Here is a 16,179-nt window from a genome sequence, read left to right on the forward strand (position 1 = left end):
TAAGCTGGCTTTCGTCAGAGCGCCCGTGAAAACGGAGGTTTGCGCCATCGCATACGATCGTTTCAAAATATTGTATACAAAAATATCGCTCGTTGTGTTCTATTTGTTCGATCGGTTTTCAACTGCCCTTAGGGCTTCTCACAACAAGAAGAGGACCTTTCCATGAACGTTCTTAACCTGAAAGTCGCCGTCAGCCTGGTGAATGCCGCACTGGTGGCGGGCCGCAAGATCAATGCCGCGCCGCTGACCGTGGCGGTGCTGGATGCCGGCGGGCACCTGCTGGCGCTGCAGCGCGAGGATGGCGCTAGCCTGATTCGGCCTGAAGTGGCCACTGGCAAAGCCTGGGGTGCGATTGCCCTGGGCAAGGGCTCGCGCTTGCTGGCGCTGGATGCGCAGCAGCGGCCGGCTTTTTTTGCCGCGTTGAACGGGATGGGTGAGCGGCCGGTGGTGCCGGCGCCGGGTGGGGTGCTGATTCGTGATCAGGACGGCAAGGTGCTGGGTGCCGTGGGGATCAGCGGCGATACGTCGGATATCGACGAGCAGTGTGCGATCAGTGCGATCGAGGAGGTGGGGCTGCGGGCAGATGCCGGGGTAGCGGCCTAAATCTCTATTGCCTGTTCTGGCCCATTCGCGGGCAAGCCCGCTCCCACAGGGACTCCACAACCTTCAGGCATGTGGTGATCCTGTGGGAGCGGGCTTGCCCGCGAATGGCCCTTCGAGATGGTTCAGGCTGCCTCAGGCTCACAACCTTTCAAGACCATACGAATGATGGTCTCGGCCGCCGCGTCATAATCACTGTCGGCCAGCTTGGCCTTACCGGTCACCGCAGAAATCTGCCAGTCGAAGTCGGCATAGGTCTGGGTCGCTGCCCAGATGCTGAACATCAGGTGATGCGCGTCCACATGGGCGATCTGCCCGCGGTCGATCCAGCGCTGGATGCACTCGATGTTGTGTCGGGCCTGTTCGTTCAACTGCTCGACCTGGTTCGGAGACAGGTGCGGCGCGCCATGCATGATCTCGCTGGCGAACACCTTGGACGCATGGGGCAGATCACGCGAAATGCGAATCTTCGAACGAATGTACGCACTCAGCACTTCCTTCGGGTCGCCGTCTGCATTGAACGGCGTGGATGCCTGCATGATCGGCGCGATGATGCTTTCAAGGACCTCGCGGTAGAGATTGTCCTTGGACTTGAAGTAGTAATACACGTTCGGCTTGGGCAGGCCGGCCTTGGCCGCGATATCGCTGGTCTTGGTGGCGGCGAAGCCCTTGTCGGCGAATTCCTCGCTGGCCGCGCGCAGGATCAATTCCTTGTTGCGCTCGCGAATGGTGCTCATGGTCAGGGATCTTCCTCGTGTCTGGCCACCTCTAAGAGGGATCGGGCATGGTAGCACCGGCCTCGACGGGCGCTCAAGGCAGCGGCTTTGGGCTAGAATCCGGCACATTGACTTATTTGGATACAAGCAAACATGGCAGGAAGCAGTCTACTGGTACTGATCGACGACATCGCCACGCTGCTGGATGACGTCTCTCTGATGACCAAGGTGGCGGCAAAAAAAACCGCAGGCGTGCTGGGTGACGACCTGGCGCTGAATGCCCAGCAGGTCACCGGCGTGCGTGCCGATCGCGAACTTCCGGTCGTCTGGGCGGTGGCCAAGGGGTCGTTCGTCAACAAGGCGATCCTGGTACCGGCCGCGCTGCTGATCAGTGCGTTCATACCCTGGGCGGTTACGCCGTTGTTGATGCTGGGTGGCGCGTTCCTGTGCTTCGAGGGTTTCGAGAAGCTGGCGCACAAGTTCTTGCACAGCAAGGAAGAGGATGAGGCACAGCACGAGGCGCGCAAGGAGGCCGTTGCCGATGCCAGTGTTGACCTGGTGGCTTTTGAAAAAGCCAAGATCAAGGGGGCGGTGCGTACCGACTTCATCCTGTCGGCAGAAATCATCGCCATTACCTTGGGTATCGTGGCTGACTCGCCGCTGACCCAGCAGATCATCGTGCTTTCCGGCATTGCGGTGGTGATGACCATTGGTGTGTATGGGTTGGTAGGCGGGATCGTCAAGCTCGACGACCTTGGGCTGTGGATGGCCCGCAAAACCTCAAGGCTGACTCAGGCAGTGGGTAACGGCATCCTGCGGGCGGCGCCGTACATGATGAAAAGCCTGTCGGTGATTGGTACTGCGGCGATGTTCCTGGTTGGCGGTGGGATCCTGGTGCATGGCATCGAGCCGCTGCATCATGCCATCGAGGCGTTCAGCGAAGGGCGTGGTGGGGCGCTGACCAGTGCGTTGCTCAACGGCGGGGTCGGAGTCCTCGCAGGTGCTGTGGTGCTGGCGGTGGTAAGCGTTGCGGGGAAATTGTGGCGGGCGGTTCGGCCGGCCAATTGAGGCGCTTTGCCCCGGTTCGCGGGTGAACCCGCTCCTACCAGGTACCGCGTTTGCCTTGAACCCGGCGCGTCCCCTGTAGGAGCGGGTTTACCCGCGAATGGGCCGCAAAGCGGCCCCGCTAACTCAGGTCAGAAGTGAACCTTGACCAAGAAGCTCATGGTGTTCTGGTCGGTAGTGAAGGCATCGCTGTCCTTGATGCCGTACTTGTTCTTCCAGTAGTCATACTCCACACCCACGTACAGCTGTTTCTCACCCAGGTGCAATGCCTTGCCCAGGTCGTACTTGATCTGCGGGTTGAAGTGCAGGTTGGCCTGGTAGGTGCCGCGGCGGTTCTCGTCGTTGTCCACCACCCAGTCCATGAAACCGTCGATCAGCACGTCGGAATCGCCGACCGGAATGGTGTACGACCACACCGGGGTGATCTGCCACACGTTGTCACCGGCGCGGCTGCCGTCGGTGGTGCGGTTGTAGAAGTTCAGCTGGAAGTAGTCGAAGCCCGGGATGGCCAGGTCGAAGCCCGGGCCGATCAGGTAGGACTCGGTGTCACCCTCGCCAAACTCGTAGGTCATTGCCAGCAGCACGTCCTTGACCGGGCCAAACTCGATCTTCTGGTCGAAAATCTTGCCGAACGACAGGCGTGGGCTGATCTCACCGTAGTAGGTGTTCGGGCCGTTGCCGGCGTCTTTCTGGCCCTGGTAGAAGATCTTGTCGACGAAAATGAAGTTGTCGCCATACTTCCAGCCATCGGCGTGCTCGAAGGTGACGGTTTGCTGAATCGCCGGGTTGACCTTGAAGTTCTTGCCCCACAGGTAGGTCAGGCTGTTGTTCTGCCATTGCAGCAGGTCGCCGCCGAAGGTGGTGCCGCAGGCCAGCAGGCCGCCGGCGAGGATCAGGCTCTTGATAGTACGCATTGCGAGTGTCGCTCCCTTGATTGATCTGTTGTCAGCGCTCGGTGTCGGCGCTTTTTTTGTCTTTTGAGTCAGCTTTTTTCGATAGGCCACAGCTGTTTGGCAAGGGTTGGGCCAACTTTTCCGGGTTGGCAAAACCTTCCTGCTCGACTTCGTTCTGAACGGATGAAAAGGGTATTTCAGGCTGGCAACACGTTGGCCAACCGCCCGAATTCATTGACTGAGCGGTCAGTAAACGCAGGCAGAATCCGTTCTGCCCTGATCGAGGGGGCGCGCAGATTACTGGCTTGCGCGCCGCGCCTCAAGTGCTCCGTCCTGGAGCGGGGTGATTCAAACTTGTGCGTTTGGTCAACTTCCTAGAAGTGCACCTTGATCAGCGCACTGGCGACGCTTTGGTTGCTGTCCAGGTTGCCACGGCTGTCAATGCCGTACTTGTCTTTCCAGTAGCTGTATTCAAAGCCGACGTAGAGCTGCTTGGCGCCCAGGTTCAGCGCCTTGCCCAGGTCGTATTTGACCTGCGGGTTGAAGTGCAGGTTGGCGTGATAGGTGCCACGGCGGGTTTGGTCGTTGTCGGTAACCCAGTCCATGTAACCGTCGATCAGAATGTCTGACCGGCCTACAGGGAGGGTGTACGACCAGCCGGGGGTAATCTGCCAGACGTTGTCACCGGGGCGGCTGCCTTCGGTGTTACGCACGTAGAAATTGAGGGTGAAATAGTTGAAGCCGGGGATGTTCAAGTCGAAGCCGGGGCCGATCAGGTAGGCCTCGTTGTCGCCTTCACCGCGCTCGTAGGTCATGGCCAGCAGCACGTCCTTGATCGGACCGAAGGCAAGCTTGCGGTCGAAGATCTTGCCCAATGACAGGCGTGGGCTGAACTCGCCGTAGTAGGTGGTCACACCTTTGCCGGGGTCGGCCTTGCCGTTGTAGAAGATCTTGTCGACGAACATGAAGGTGTCGCCGTACTTCCATTTGTTGGCGTGCTCGAAGGTGATGGTCTGCTGGATATCAGGGTTGACCTTGAAGTCCTTGCCGTACAGGTAGGTCAGGCTTTCGCCGTGCCATTGCAGCCATTCGCCTGCGTGCGAGGGTAGGGTGGCCAGCAGGCTGCTGCCCAACAACAGGGACGTGGTGATGCGCTTCATGTTGTGATTCCCGGACTTATTGTTTTTGTTGGCGTTTTTTTGGCGCGCAGGCGCCCCGGGCGACCCATTCCGGCGGGTCGACGGCGTAGCGGTTACTGCAGAGGTGAACGAGGGGCAGCCATGCACCGCCCCCCTTGGCTCAATGCTGGTGACAGACGTCGTTGTGCATTGCGCGGTCGGCACCGCCAAGGATGTTGAACAGTACGTTCAACACCAGGGCACAGACCGTGGCCATGGCGATACCGCTGTGGGTGATGGGCTCCATCCACTGTGGCATCTGGGCAAAGAACTCCGGACGCACCACGGGGATCAACCCGAAGCCGACGCTCACGGCAACCAACAGCTGGTTGCGGCGGTCGCCGATGTCCGCCTCCTGAAGAATCTTGATCCCGGTGGCGGTGACCATGCCGAACATGGCGATGGACGCGCCGCCCAGTACTGCGGGCGGGATCGAGGCAATCAGGAAGGCCGCCTTGGGCAGCAGGCTGAGCAGGATCAGCAGTGCACCGGCCACGATGGTGACATAGCGGCAGCGCACCCCGGTCATCTGCACCAGGCCGATGTTCTGGGCGAACGAGGAGTGGGTGAAGGTGTTGAAGAAGCCCGCAATGAACGACGCACCGGCATCGCACAGCAGGCCGCGACGCAGCATGCCAGGGGTTACTTCACGATCAGTCACCTTGCCCAGGGCCAGGAACATGCCGGTGGACTCGACGAAGATGATCACCACTACCAGGCACATGGACAGAATCGGCGCCAGGCTGAAGGTCGGCATGCCGAAGTGCAGTGGGGTGACCACCTGCAACCACGGTGCTTCATTCAGGCCCGACAGGTCGACCATACCGATGGAACCGGCCAGGATGTAGCCAAGGCCCATGCCCACCAGTACCGACACGTTTACCCAGAAACCGCGCATGAAGCGGTTGATCAGCAGGATCACGGCCAGTACCAGGCCGGCCACCAGCAGGTAGATCGGCGAGCCGAACGTTTCTGCTTCATGGCCGCCACCGGCCCAGTTGACAGCCACCGGGAACAGCGACAGGCCAATCGAGGTGATCACCGTACCGGTGACCAGCGGTGGGAAGAAGCGGACAACCTTGGACATGAACGGCGCGATCAGCATGCCGAAGAACCCGGCAGCGATGGTCGCGCCGAAGATCCCCTGCAGGCCCACGCCGGGCATGCCGGCCATGGCCACCATGCTGCCGACGGCAGCGAAACTGGCACCCATCATCACCGGCATGCGGATGCCCACCGGGCCGATACCGAACGACTGGATGATGGTAGCGACGCCAGCGACAAGCAGGTCGGCGTTGATCAGGAAAGCGACTTCTTCACGGGACAACCCGGCGGCCTGGCCAATGATCAACGGCACGGCGATCGCGCCACCGTACATCAGCAGAACGTGTTGCAGGCCAACCAGGATCAGTTGGAACAGGGGCAAGGGTTCGCGCGGCGGCGCAATGGGGATATACGCCTTGCGTGACTCGGACATGCAGCACCTCGAGTTTTGTTTTTATTCTCGGATCCAAGCGGCAGGCTTCATGCCTGCGCGCTCGATGCTTGCTTGTTGCGTAACACATGGAGCTTGAGGCTGGGGCTATCGGCCTCTTCGCGGGCAAGCCCGCTCCTGCAGGGGAAGGTGATTCCCTTGGGGGGCGGGTTGCCTGGCGAGGTGCTGTCAGTTGACCTGGGCGCCTTTGGCGATCCAGTCGCCGACGAGCTTGCGCTCTTCGGTGGTCATCTGGGTGATGTTGCCCAGCGGCATGATCTGGCTGGCAACCGCTTGCGCCTGAATGCGCGCGGCCTGGGCCTGGATCTGCTGTGGAGTGTCGAACATCACGCCGGCAGGGGCGGTGCTGAACAGTGGGCTGGTCGGCTTGGACGAGTGGCACACAGTGCAGCGTTCCTGGATGACATTGTGGATCTTGTCGAATTCGCCACCTCCGGCCTGGGCAGCGGCCTGGGCAGCGGCCTGGGCCGGTGCTTGCGCAGGTGCGGCGGGTGCTTCGGCAGCCTTGGCGGCGTCCTCGGCACGCTGCTCGGCAGCCGTCTTGCCGCCTACCGCAGTTGCCGGCAGCGGCTGGTACTCGATCTTCGCTGCGGCTTGCTCAGGGCTTACGGCAATCGGTTTCGGGCCGGTAACGTAAGCCAGGCAGATCATCGCCAGAGCGCCGACGGGCAGGGTCCAGGCGTACTTGTTGCTGTCGTGGCGGGTGTTGAAGTAGTGGCGGATCAGAACCGCGGCTACTGCGATACCGGCCAGGATCAGCCAGTTGTACTGGCTACCGTAGGTGCTCGGGAAATGGTTGCTGATCATGATGAACAGCACCGGCAGGGTGAAGTAGTTGTTGTGACGCGAGCGCAGCAGGCCCTTGGCCGGCAGGACCGGGTCGGGCGTCTGGTTGTTCTCGATCGCCGCCACCAGCTGGCGTTGGGCCGGCATGATGATGCGGAACACGTTACCGACCATGATGGTGCCGATGATCGCGCCGGTGTGCAGGTAGGCGCCACGGCCGCTGAACACCAGGCTGAAGCCCCAGCAGGCAGCGATGATCAGCACGAACAGCACAGCACCGAGCAGCGCTGGCTTCTTGCCCAGGGGCGAGTCGCACAGGAAGTCGTAGATGAACCATCCCGCGATCAGCGAACCGATACCGATGGCCACGCCTTCGGCACCGCTCAGGGTGCTGCCAGGTGCCAGCAGGTACAGGGTCGGGTTCCAGTAGAACACCACGCACAGCAGGGCGATACCGGACATCCAGGTGAAGTAGGCTTCCCATTTGAACCAGTGCAGGTTCTCGGGCATTTTCGGGGGGGCGAGCTTGTATTTCTCCAGGTGGTAGATACCACCGCCGTGAATCGCCCAGAGATCACCTGACAACCCATCGCGCGGGTTGCTTCGGTTCAGGTGGTTCTCCAGCCAGACGAAGTAGAACGATGCACCGATCCAGGCGACGCCGGTGATCATGTGAACCCAGCGAATGCTCAGGTTCAGCCATTCGTGAAGGTGTGCTTCCACAGTATGTACCTCTGCCAGTCACCGAGAAGATGACTGACCTTTTCTTATTGGTGGGGATTGAGGATCAGCATCTGTTCCTCGGTGAAGTAATGCTCATCGCAGTTGTTGCCAGAACCACTGCGATCAACCACCAGGAAATCATCCCGCTTTTCGATCGTCAGCACCGGGTGGTGCCAGACGCCGCGATGGTAATTAACGCCCTGCCTGCCATTACTGCGGAAGGCTCGGACCAAGCCTGATACAGGTGCATCGCCAACGGGCGCGACCACGATCAGAAAGGGGTTGCCGAGCAGCGGGATGAAAGCCTGGCTGCCCAGCGGATGGCGTTCCAGCATGCGCACGGTCAGCGGCATGTCCTGCGCGTCGGCGCGGAAGATGCTGATGATCGCCTTGTCTTCAGGCTCGGCGGTTTCGACCGTGGCGAGCTTGTGAAAGCGCATGGTCGAGCCGTTGTTGATCATGAAGTGGTCGCTGCCGTCGGTTTCGATCACGTCTCCGAACTGGGCGAAGGCTTCTTTGGTCAAGGGCTCGATCATAAGGGTGCGCATGCGGTTATCTCTTCTATTGTTCGTTTTCTGAATAAGGTTCGGCTGTTGCTTACAGCTGCAGCAAGCGGAACAGGGCGATCAGGTTGATCTGTGCCAGGGCTTCCTTGAACTCGGCATCGGCATCGTTGTGGATGCGCTTTTCAAAGGCGGCGAGAATCTGGTGCCGGTTGCTGCCCTTCACCGCCATGATGAACGGGAACTGAAACTTGGCTTTATAGGCATCGTTCAGCTCGGTGAAACGGGCGAACTCCTCGGCGGTGCACTGGTGAATGCCGGCGCCGGCCTGTTCGTTGGTGCTCGATTCGGTCAGCTCGCCCTGGATGGCTGCCTTGCCGGCCAGGTCCGGGTGAGCGTTGATCAGCGCCAGCTGGTCGGCGTGGTTGGCGCTGAGCAGGATGTCGCTCATGCGCTGGTGCAGCGCCTCGATCTCGTCCAGCTCGCCCAGTTGGCCCAGGTCGTAGGCTTTTTCGGCAACCCACGGCGAGTGCTCGTAGATGTCGGCGAAGGCCTTGACGAAGGCGTCACGGTCCAGGGTGGATGGTTTGAGGGTATTGAAGGCGGTCATCAGGCGTTCTCATTCTTGTACGGGTGGGTGGCGTGCCAGTGGCGGGCGATATCCACGCGACGGGCGAACCAGACCTGGTCATGACTTTTTGCGTAATCGACGAAGCGCTTGAGTGCAGCCAGGCGTGCCGGGCGGCCGACCAGGCGGCAGTGCAGGCCGATGGAAAGCATTTTCGGTGCGTCGGCGCCTTCGGCGTACAGCACATCAAAGGCGTCTTTCAGGTACTGGAAGAACTGCTCGCCGCAGTTGAAGCCCTGTACCTGGGTGAAGCGCATGTCGTTGGTGTCCAGGGTGTAGGGGATCACCAGGTGCGGCTTGCCGGTGGGGTTGTTCGGCTCCCAGTAGGGCAGGTCGTCGTCGTAGGTGTCGCTGTCATAGAGGAAACCACCTTCCTCCATCACCAGGCGGCGGGTGTTCGGGCCGGTACGGCCGGTGTACCAGCCCAGCGGGCGCTCGCCGGTGAGTTCGGTGAGGATACGGATGGCTTCGAGCATGTGCTCGCGCTCCTGGGCCTCGTCCATGTTCTGGTAGTCGATCCAGCGGTAGCCATGGCTGCAGATCTCGTGGCCGGCTTCGACCATGGCGCGGATCACGTCGGGGTGGCGCTGGGCGGCCATGGCCACGGCGAAGATGGTGAGTGGCACGCCGCTGTCCTTGAACAGCTTCAGCAGGCGCCATACACCGGCACGGCTGCCGTATTCATACAGCGACTCCATGCTCATGTTGCGCTGGCCCTGCAGGGGTTGGGCAGCGACCATCTCGGACAGGAAGGCTTCGGATTCCTTGTCACCGTGCAGGATGTTGCGTTCGCCACCTTCCTCGTAATTGAGGACGAAAGACAGCGCGATGCGGGCGTTGCCCGGCCATTGCGGGTGAGGAGGGTTGTTGCCGTAACCGATCAGGTCGCGAGGGTAATCAGCGCTCACTGCAGTCTTCCTTCTTGTGCGTTAGTGCGGGGGGTGGGCGGGCCGCGTCGGTATGTCGCACCACCGGATGGGCTGATTGTATACAACTTCTGAAATCTTTTGTAAGCCTGTTTTTCCGCATTTCTTCCCTTTTGTCGCCTCGCAGCGACCTGGAAATACAGTGCAAGAAACCTGCCTGTTTGGTCAGCTAATGAGGTTGGCATCGTTATGGTGCGTGTATTTGCGACCGATGGGTCGTTTATGGGCAGCAAATGGAGGGTGTGACAGAAGGGATCAAAAAATTGTGTACAATCCTTGGATGGAATGTCTTAATAACGTCATTCCCGCCTGCCGCAGGCGCTAAGCTGGTGCGATGGCTGAGTATTTTTTGCCCACAGATTGAACAAGAGGCGACACGCAATGGGACGTTTGACCACACACGTACTGGATGCCGCGCATGGCTGCCCGGGTAGCTCGATCAAGGTCGAGCTGTACCGCGTCGAAGGCCAGCAGCTGGAACTGGTGAACACCGCCCTGACCAACAGCGATGGCCGTGTCGACGCGCCGCTGCTGCAGGGGGACGATTACCGCACTGGCGTTTACCAGTTGCAGTTCAGCGCTGGGGATTACTACCGCGCCCGTGGCGTGCAATTGCCGGCCCAGGCGTTTCTGGATGTTGTCGTGCTGCGCTTTGGCATCGACGAGTCGCAGGAGCACTACCACGTGCCGCTGCTGATTTCGCCGTACAGCTATTCGACCTATCGTGGAAGCTAGTTGGTCGCTAGAAGAATCTTCGTAGGTCCTTTGGCCCGCTCTCACACTGGCGGGCTTTTTTTCGTCTGCTGTTTTTTGCGTTGCCTGTGCCGGCCTCTTCGCGGGTGAACCCGCTCCTACGACGGGCTGTGTCCAACTGTCCACCCCGTGGTAGGAGCGGGTTTACCCGCGAATGCGGTGGTGGCGGCAACGGTGAACGGCGGGTAGGGATTGGCCAGCAGGGCCGGCCTCTTCGCGGGTGAACCCGCTCCTACGGCGGGCTGTATCCAACTGTCCACCACCGTTGTAGGAGCGGGTTTACCCGCGAATACGGTGGCGGCAGCAACGGTGAACGGCGGGTGGGGATTGGCCAGCAGGGCCGGCCCTTTCGCGGGTGAACCCGCTCCTACGACGGGCTGTATCCAACTGTCCACCCCCGGGGTAGAAGCGCCCTCGGTCAGAGGAACACGAACTTGGCAATGAAGATCGCGCACAGCACCCACAGGCTGGCCGAGATTTCCTTGTACTTGCCGGTACCCGCCTTCAATGCCACATAGCTGATGAAGCCCAGGGCAATACCATCGGCGACCGAGAACGTCAGCGGCATCATGATCACTGTGACGATCGCCGGAATGCTGTCGGTGGCCTCATCCCAATGGATGTGCGCCATGCTGCCCATCATCAGCATCGCAACGTAGATCAGTGCACCTGCTGTCGCATAGGCCGGAATCATCCCGGCCAGCGGCGCGAAGAACATCGCGGCGATGAACAGCAGGCCTACCACCACAGCCGTCAGGCCAGTTCGGCCACCTGCGGCAACCCCCGCAGCACTCTCCACATAGCTGGTCACCGGCGGTACACCGACCACCGCGCCGAACACACTCGAGGCACTGTCAGCCTTCAACGCCTTCGACAGGTTCTCGATCCGCCCGTCCGGCGCCACCAGGTTGGCCCGTTGCGCGACGCCCATCAGGGTGCCGGCAGTGTCGAACATGTGCACGAACAAGAACGCCAGCACCACGCTGATCATGCTGACGTTGAACACGCCAGCCACGTCCATGGCCATCCAGGTGGGCGCCAGGCTCGGCGGCATCGACATCACCCCGCCAAACTTGACCAGGCCCAGGCCCCAGCCGGCCAGGGTGACACCCATGATGCTGATCAGGATCGCGCCGAATACCCGCTTGTAGCTGAGGATGGCGATCAGCAGGAAGCACACGGCCGCCAGCAGCGGCCCCGGCTCATGCAGCGAGCCCAGCTTGATCAGGGTGGCGGGGCTGTCGACGATGATGCCTGCAGTCTTCAGGCCGATCAGCCCGAGAAACAATCCGACGCCGGCCCCCATGGCATGGCGCAGGCTGACCGGAATGCTGTTGAGCAGCCATTCGCGCACTTTCGACAAGGTCAGGAACATGAACAACACGCCCGAGACGAATACCGCCCCCAGCGCCGTTTCCCAGTTGTAGCCCATGGTGCCGACCACGGTGTAGGTAAAGAAGGCATTGAGCCCCATGCCCGGCGCCAGGCCCACCGGCCAGTTGGCGTACAGGCCCATCAGCAGGCAGCCCAGCGCGGCGGCGATGCAGGTGGCGACAAAAGCGGCACCATGGTCGATGCCGGCGTCGGCCATGATGTTGGGGTTGACGAAGATGATGTAGGCCATGGTGATGAAGGTGGTCACCCCAGCGATCATTTCGGTTCTGACGGTGCTGCCGTGTTGCTTGAGTTTGAAAATCCGCTCCAGCCAGCTCGTTTCGAGCGGTGGGGCAAGATCCAGCGTAGGGGCTTCGGATTTGCGGCTTTCCACAGCGAGTACTCCTCAAGTCGTTCTTGTTGTTATGGAGCCAGTTTCCTGAGCGATGCACTTGGCGGCTCCGCGGGAAGGCAGACGTCTGACCGTTTGTTGACTTATGGGTCAAGAAGTTGCTCGGTGGATTATGCTTTTGTGTACAAATAAAGCAAATAATGTTTTATGTTTTGTGTGCGCAATGTGTCATACAACGGCTATATAGGTAAAACGCCCCCTGCGGAATCGCCTCAGCCTGTGTACAATGGCGCCATACTTTCTCTTCGTGCCTCGAGAGCCCATGAACGAACAGCTGCAACCTCTGAAGAAACCTGCACGAGTCGGCAAGGCCGGCCGCAGCGGTACCCAGGACGACATCGTCTACGCGCATATTTTCGAGGCGATCCTCGAGCAGCGTCTGGCTCCGGGCACCAAGTTGAGCGAGGAAGCGCTGGGCGAGATCTTTGGCGTCAGCCGCACCATCATCCGCCGCGCCTTGTCGCGCCTGGCCCACGAAAGCGTGGTGCTGCTGCGACCGAACCGCGGTGCGGTGGTGGCCAGCCCGACCGTCGAAGAGGCGCGCCAGGTGTTCTTCTCGCGGCGCATGGTCGAACGCGCCATCACCGAGCTGGCGGTGCAGCATGCCACCCCCGAGCAGCTCAACGAGCTGCGGCAGATGGTGCGCGAAGAGCGCGACAGCTTCTCGCGCGGTGACCGGGGTGCCGGTATCCGCCTTTCCGGTGAGTTCCACCTCAAGCTGGCCGAAGCGGCGGGCAATGCGCCGCTGGTGAGTTTCCAGCGCAGCCTGGTCTCGCAGACTTCGCTGATCATTGCCCAGTACGAAAGCGGCAACCGCTCCCACTGCTCTTACGATGAACACATGCAGCTCATCGATGCCATCGAGGCACGCGATGCCGAGCAGGCGGTGAGCCTGATGATGCATCACATGGACCACATCGACAGCAAGCTGAATCTGGACGAGGAGAGCGCCTCGGACGATTTGCATGCCGTGTTCTCGCATCTGTTGAAAAAACCCAAGGTTTCCGTCAAGGGTTGATCGTTTGCCTGCGTGATCGAGGGGCTGCAAGGCAGCCCTTCCAGCCACTACTGGCCATAACCCAAAGGTCTGCTAAATTCTTGTGAGCAAACCTTCATCAAGCAGTTGGGCTTGCGCATTCGTTGCGTTCAACTTCTTGAGGAATGGATTCATGAGCATGTCCCTGGGTAAACGCATGGGGGCCGAACTGATCGGCACCTTCTGGCTGGTCCTTGGTGGCTGTGGCAGTGCGGTACTCGCAGCCAGTTCCCCTCTCGGCATCGGTGTGCTCGGTGTCGCCTTCGCCTTCGGCCTCACCGTACTGACCATGGCCTTCGCCATCGGCCATATTTCTGGTTGCCATCTAAACCCTGCCGTGTCGTTCGGGCTGGTGGTGGGCGGGCGCTTCCCGGCAAAAGAGCTGCTGCCTTATGTGATCGCCCAGGTGATCGGTGCCATCCTGGCGGCCGGTGTGATCTACCTCATCGCCAGCGGCAAGGCCGGTTTCGAGCTGTCTGCGGGGTTGGCTTCAAACGGCTACGCCGACCACTCGCCCGGTGGCTATACGCTGGGTGCAGGCTTTGTCAGTGAAGTGGTGATGACGGCGATGTTCCTGGTGGTCATCATGGGGGCGACCGACGCCCGCGCACCGGCAGGTTTTGCACCCATCGCCATCGGCCTGGCCCTGACCCTGATCCACCTGATCTCGATCCCGGTGACCAATACCTCTGTCAACCCCGCGCGTAGCACGGGGCCGGCCCTGTTCGTCGGTGGCTGGGCCCTGCAGCAGCTGTGGCTGTTCTGGGTGGCGCCGCTGATCGGTGCTGCTATCGGCGGCGCGCTGTATCGGGGCCTGGCGAAAGAACCTTAACGCTGGTGCACGCAGCGCCCGGCGGCGTAGGTTTCACGTACGGTACGGTCATCGCCCAGGGTGGTGAGCACGAACAAGGTTTCTTCGATGCTGTTGGACTGCTGGATGCGGTAGTCCAGCAGTGGCGTGGCCTTGTAGTCCAGCACCACGAAGTCGGCATCGTTGCCCGGGCGCAGGCTACCGATACGGTCGTCCAGGCGTAGCGCGCGGGCGCCGCCGAGGGTGGCCAGGTACAGCGATTTGTACGGATGCAGGCGCGCGCCTTGCAGCTGCATCACCTTGTATGCCTCGTTCAGGGTGTTTAGCAGAGAGAAGCTGGTGCCGGCGCCAACGTCGGTACCCAGGCCCACGTTGACCCCGAACCGCTCGGCCTGGGGCAGGTTGAACAGGCCGCTGCCGAGGAACAGGTTGGAGGTGGGGCAGAAGGCCACGGCCGAGCCGGTTTCGGCCAGGCGTTGGCACTCTTCGTCGCACAGGTGTACGCCGTGGGCAAACACCGAGCGCTCGCCCAGCAGCTCGAAGTGATCGTAGACGTCCAGATAACCCTTCTGCTCGGGGAACAGCGACTTGACCCAGTCGATTTCCTTGAGGTTTTCCGACAGGTGCGTGTGCATGTACACGCCGGGGTGTTCCTTGAGCAATTGGCCGGCCAGGGTCAATTGTTCCGGTGTGCTGGTTGGGGCGAAGCGCGGGGTGACTGCATAGTGCAGGCGGCCCTTGCCATGCCAGCGCTCGATCAGTGCCTTGCTTTCGGCATAGCCCGATTCGGCGGTGTCGGTCAGGTAGTCCGGCGCGTTGCGATCCATCATTACCTTGCCGGCGATCAGGCGCAGGTCCAGGCGTTCAGCCTCTTCGAACAGGGCATTCACCGACTCTGGGTGCACGCTGCCGAATACCAGCGCAGTGGTGGTGCCGTTGCGCAGCAGTTCCTTGAGGAAGATCTTCGCCACCTGGTCGGCGTGGCCTTTGTCGGCGAACTGTTTTTCGCAGGGGAAGGTGTAGGTATTGAGCCAATCCAGCAGCTGCTCGCCGTAGGAACCGATCATGCCGGTCTGCGGGAAGTGGATGTGGGTATCGATGAAGCCCGGGGTGATCAGCGCGTCCTGGTAGTGCTCGACCGGGATGCCGGCATCCAGCGTCGGCAGCAGTTCACTGGCGTGCCCAACGGCGCTGATGCGGCCATCGTCGACCACCAGCAGTCCGTCTTCGTAGTATTCATGGGAAGCCTCCAGGCCCACCTCGGCCGGGTCGGCAATGCTGTGCAGGATGGCGGCACGGTAGGCTTTGCGGGTAACGGTCATAACACACTCGTCAAATGGCTTGGCTGCGCCGGGAGGGCGGCAGCAACTGGGCAATGGGGCCGGCATTGGCGGCAGCGTCGTGCTGGCCGAAGCAGGCGTTGTAAGTGGCAATGATTTCACCGGCGATGGACACGGCGATCTCGATGGGCAGCTTGCCTTTGACCTCGGCCAGGCCCATCGGGCAGCGCATGCGGGCCATCACGGCCTCGTCAAAGCCTCGTTCGCGCAGGCGGTGCTCGAACTTGACCCGTTTGGTCTTCGAGCCGATCAGGCCGAACCAGGTGAAATCGTTGCGCTTGAGAATGGCGGCAGTCAGTTCCAGGTCGAGCTGGTGGTTGTGGGTCATGACGATGCAGTAGCTGCCGGGCGGCAGGTCAGCGACTTCGTCGACCGGTTCCTCACTGACGACCTTGGTCACCCCATTGGGGATGAGTTCGGGGAATTCCTGTTCACGCGAGTCGATCCAGCGCACCCGGCAGGGGAGCGCGGCGAGCAAGGGTACCAGAGCCCTGCCGACATGGCCCGCGCCGAACACGGCGATCTGCGCCTGCACCGCGGCCATCGGCTCGAACAGCAGTACGGTGGCGCCGCCGCAACACTGGCCCAGGCTGGCACCGAGGCTGAAGCGCTCCAGGTGCGGGGTGGTGCGCTGCTCTTCGAGCATTTGCCGGGCGATGTGCAGCGCCTTGTATTCCAGGTGGCCGCCGCCGATGGTGTCGAACAGGCCGCTGGCGCTGACCACCATCTTCGAGCCTGCGTTGCGCGGGGTAGAGCCGCGCTCTTCGATGATGGTCACCAGCACGCAGGCTTCGCCACGGGACTGGTGGTCGGCGAGGGCGTTGATCCATTGGTGCATGATGCAACCTCTCTAAGCCATGCTGCCGACCCTGGTAGGAGCGGGTTTACCCGCGAATGTAGCGTTGGAGCTGATATCGCATTCGCGGGTAAACCCGCTCCT

Annotated in this window: 16 protein-coding genes; 5 read left to right on the top strand and 11 right to left on the bottom strand. The window is 61.2% G+C overall.

Annotated features, from left to right (window positions below; genetic code table 11):
- Positions 1–162 precede the first annotated feature (162 nt).
- Complete coding sequence (locus tag LU682_RS08535; RefSeq protein ID WP_010955037.1) at positions 163–603, top strand: GlcG/HbpS family heme-binding protein; 441 nt, start codon at positions 163–165, stop codon at positions 601–603.
- 122 nt (positions 604–725) lie between these two features.
- On the opposite strand, the gene LU682_RS08540 is transcribed toward LU682_RS08535, so the two are convergent.
- Positions 726–1,337 carry a TetR/AcrR family transcriptional regulator gene (locus LU682_RS08540; protein WP_010955036.1) on the bottom strand — a complete coding sequence of 204 codons (612 nt, stop codon included), beginning with the start codon at positions 1,335–1,337 and terminating at the stop codon, positions 726–728.
- A gap of 132 nt (positions 1,338–1,469) precedes the next feature.
- Here LU682_RS08540 and LU682_RS08545 point away from each other — a divergent pair, with 132 nt between their 5' ends.
- Positions 1,470–2,384 (top strand): DUF808 domain-containing protein, encoded by a 915-nt coding sequence (locus LU682_RS08545; protein WP_060489376.1) that lies wholly within the window; start codon positions 1,470–1,472, stop codon positions 2,382–2,384.
- Positions 2,385–2,512: 128 nt separating this feature from the next.
- On the opposite strand, the gene LU682_RS08550 is transcribed toward LU682_RS08545, so the two are convergent.
- The 7 genes from LU682_RS08550 to puuE form a co-directional block, all read right to left on the bottom strand.
- A complete protein-coding gene (locus tag LU682_RS08550; RefSeq protein WP_003254339.1) occupies positions 2,513–3,295 on the bottom strand; it encodes an outer membrane protein OmpK in 783 nt (260 codons plus the stop codon).
- A 353-nt stretch (positions 3,296–3,648) separates the two neighbouring features.
- On the bottom strand, positions 3,649–4,434 hold the full coding sequence (locus LU682_RS08555; protein WP_003254337.1) for an outer membrane protein OmpK: 786 nt from the start codon (positions 4,432–4,434) through the stop codon (positions 3,649–3,651).
- 139 nt (positions 4,435–4,573) lie between these two features.
- Positions 4,574–5,929 (bottom strand): nucleobase:cation symporter-2 family protein, encoded by a 1,356-nt coding sequence (locus LU682_RS08560; protein WP_010955033.1) that lies wholly within the window; start codon positions 5,927–5,929, stop codon positions 4,574–4,576.
- A 186-nt stretch (positions 5,930–6,115) separates the two neighbouring features.
- Positions 6,116–7,456 (bottom strand): urate hydroxylase PuuD, encoded by a 1,341-nt coding sequence (locus LU682_RS08565; protein ID WP_010955032.1) that lies wholly within the window; start codon positions 7,454–7,456, stop codon positions 6,116–6,118.
- 44 nt (positions 7,457–7,500) lie between these two features.
- Positions 7,501–8,004, bottom strand: coding sequence for an ureidoglycolate lyase (locus tag LU682_RS08570; RefSeq protein WP_003254333.1), 504 nt, complete (start codon positions 8,002–8,004; stop codon positions 7,501–7,503).
- A gap of 49 nt (positions 8,005–8,053) precedes the next feature.
- Entirely contained in the window at positions 8,054–8,569 is a 516-nt protein-coding gene (uraD, locus tag LU682_RS08575) for a 2-oxo-4-hydroxy-4-carboxy-5-ureidoimidazoline decarboxylase (protein ID WP_010955031.1), read from the bottom strand.
- Positions 8,569–9,495 (bottom strand): allantoinase PuuE, encoded by a 927-nt coding sequence (gene puuE, locus LU682_RS08580; RefSeq protein ID WP_010955030.1) that lies wholly within the window; start codon positions 9,493–9,495, stop codon positions 8,569–8,571. The genes uraD and puuE overlap by 1 nt, the downstream gene beginning before the upstream one ends.
- A 399-nt stretch (positions 9,496–9,894) precedes the next feature.
- Here puuE and uraH point away from each other — a divergent pair, with 399 nt between their 5' ends.
- Positions 9,895–10,248, top strand: a complete 354-nt coding sequence (gene uraH, locus LU682_RS08585) for a hydroxyisourate hydrolase (RefSeq protein WP_003254328.1) — start codon at positions 9,895–9,897, stop codon at positions 10,246–10,248.
- 436 nt (positions 10,249–10,684) lie between these two features.
- Here uraH and LU682_RS08590 read toward each other — a convergent pair whose 3' ends face one another.
- A complete protein-coding gene (locus LU682_RS08590) occupies positions 10,685–12,034 on the bottom strand; it encodes an NCS2 family permease (RefSeq protein WP_010955029.1) in 1,350 nt (449 codons plus the stop codon).
- 280 nt (positions 12,035–12,314) lie between these two features.
- Here LU682_RS08590 and LU682_RS08595 point away from each other — a divergent pair, with 280 nt between their 5' ends.
- Both LU682_RS08595 and aqpZ read left to right on the top strand, forming a co-directional pair.
- The gene (locus LU682_RS08595) at positions 12,315–13,070 is read left to right on the top strand and encodes a GntR family transcriptional regulator (protein WP_014590204.1); all 756 of its coding nucleotides are present in this window, start codon (positions 12,315–12,317) and stop codon (positions 13,068–13,070) included.
- 151 nt (positions 13,071–13,221) lie between these two features.
- Positions 13,222–13,920, top strand: coding sequence for an aquaporin Z (gene aqpZ / locus LU682_RS08600; RefSeq protein ID WP_014590205.1), 699 nt, complete (start codon positions 13,222–13,224; stop codon positions 13,918–13,920).
- Here the strand turns inward: aqpZ and guaD are convergent.
- The gene (guaD, locus tag LU682_RS08605; protein WP_010955026.1) at positions 13,917–15,221 is read right to left on the bottom strand and encodes a guanine deaminase; all 1,305 of its coding nucleotides are present in this window, start codon (positions 15,219–15,221) and stop codon (positions 13,917–13,919) included. The two genes, aqpZ and guaD, sit on opposite strands and share 4 nt — an antisense overlap.
- A 10-nt stretch (positions 15,222–15,231) precedes the next feature.
- Positions 15,232–16,077: a xanthine dehydrogenase accessory protein XdhC gene (gene xdhC / locus LU682_RS08610; RefSeq protein WP_010955025.1), complete on the bottom strand. Its 846-nt coding sequence runs from the start codon at positions 16,075–16,077 to the stop codon at positions 15,232–15,234.
- Between the last annotated feature and the right edge of the window lie 102 nt (positions 16,078–16,179).

This window comes from Pseudomonas alloputida (assembly GCF_021283545.2).
GTDB lineage: Bacteria > Pseudomonadota > Gammaproteobacteria > Pseudomonadales > Pseudomonadaceae > Aquipseudomonas > Aquipseudomonas alloputida.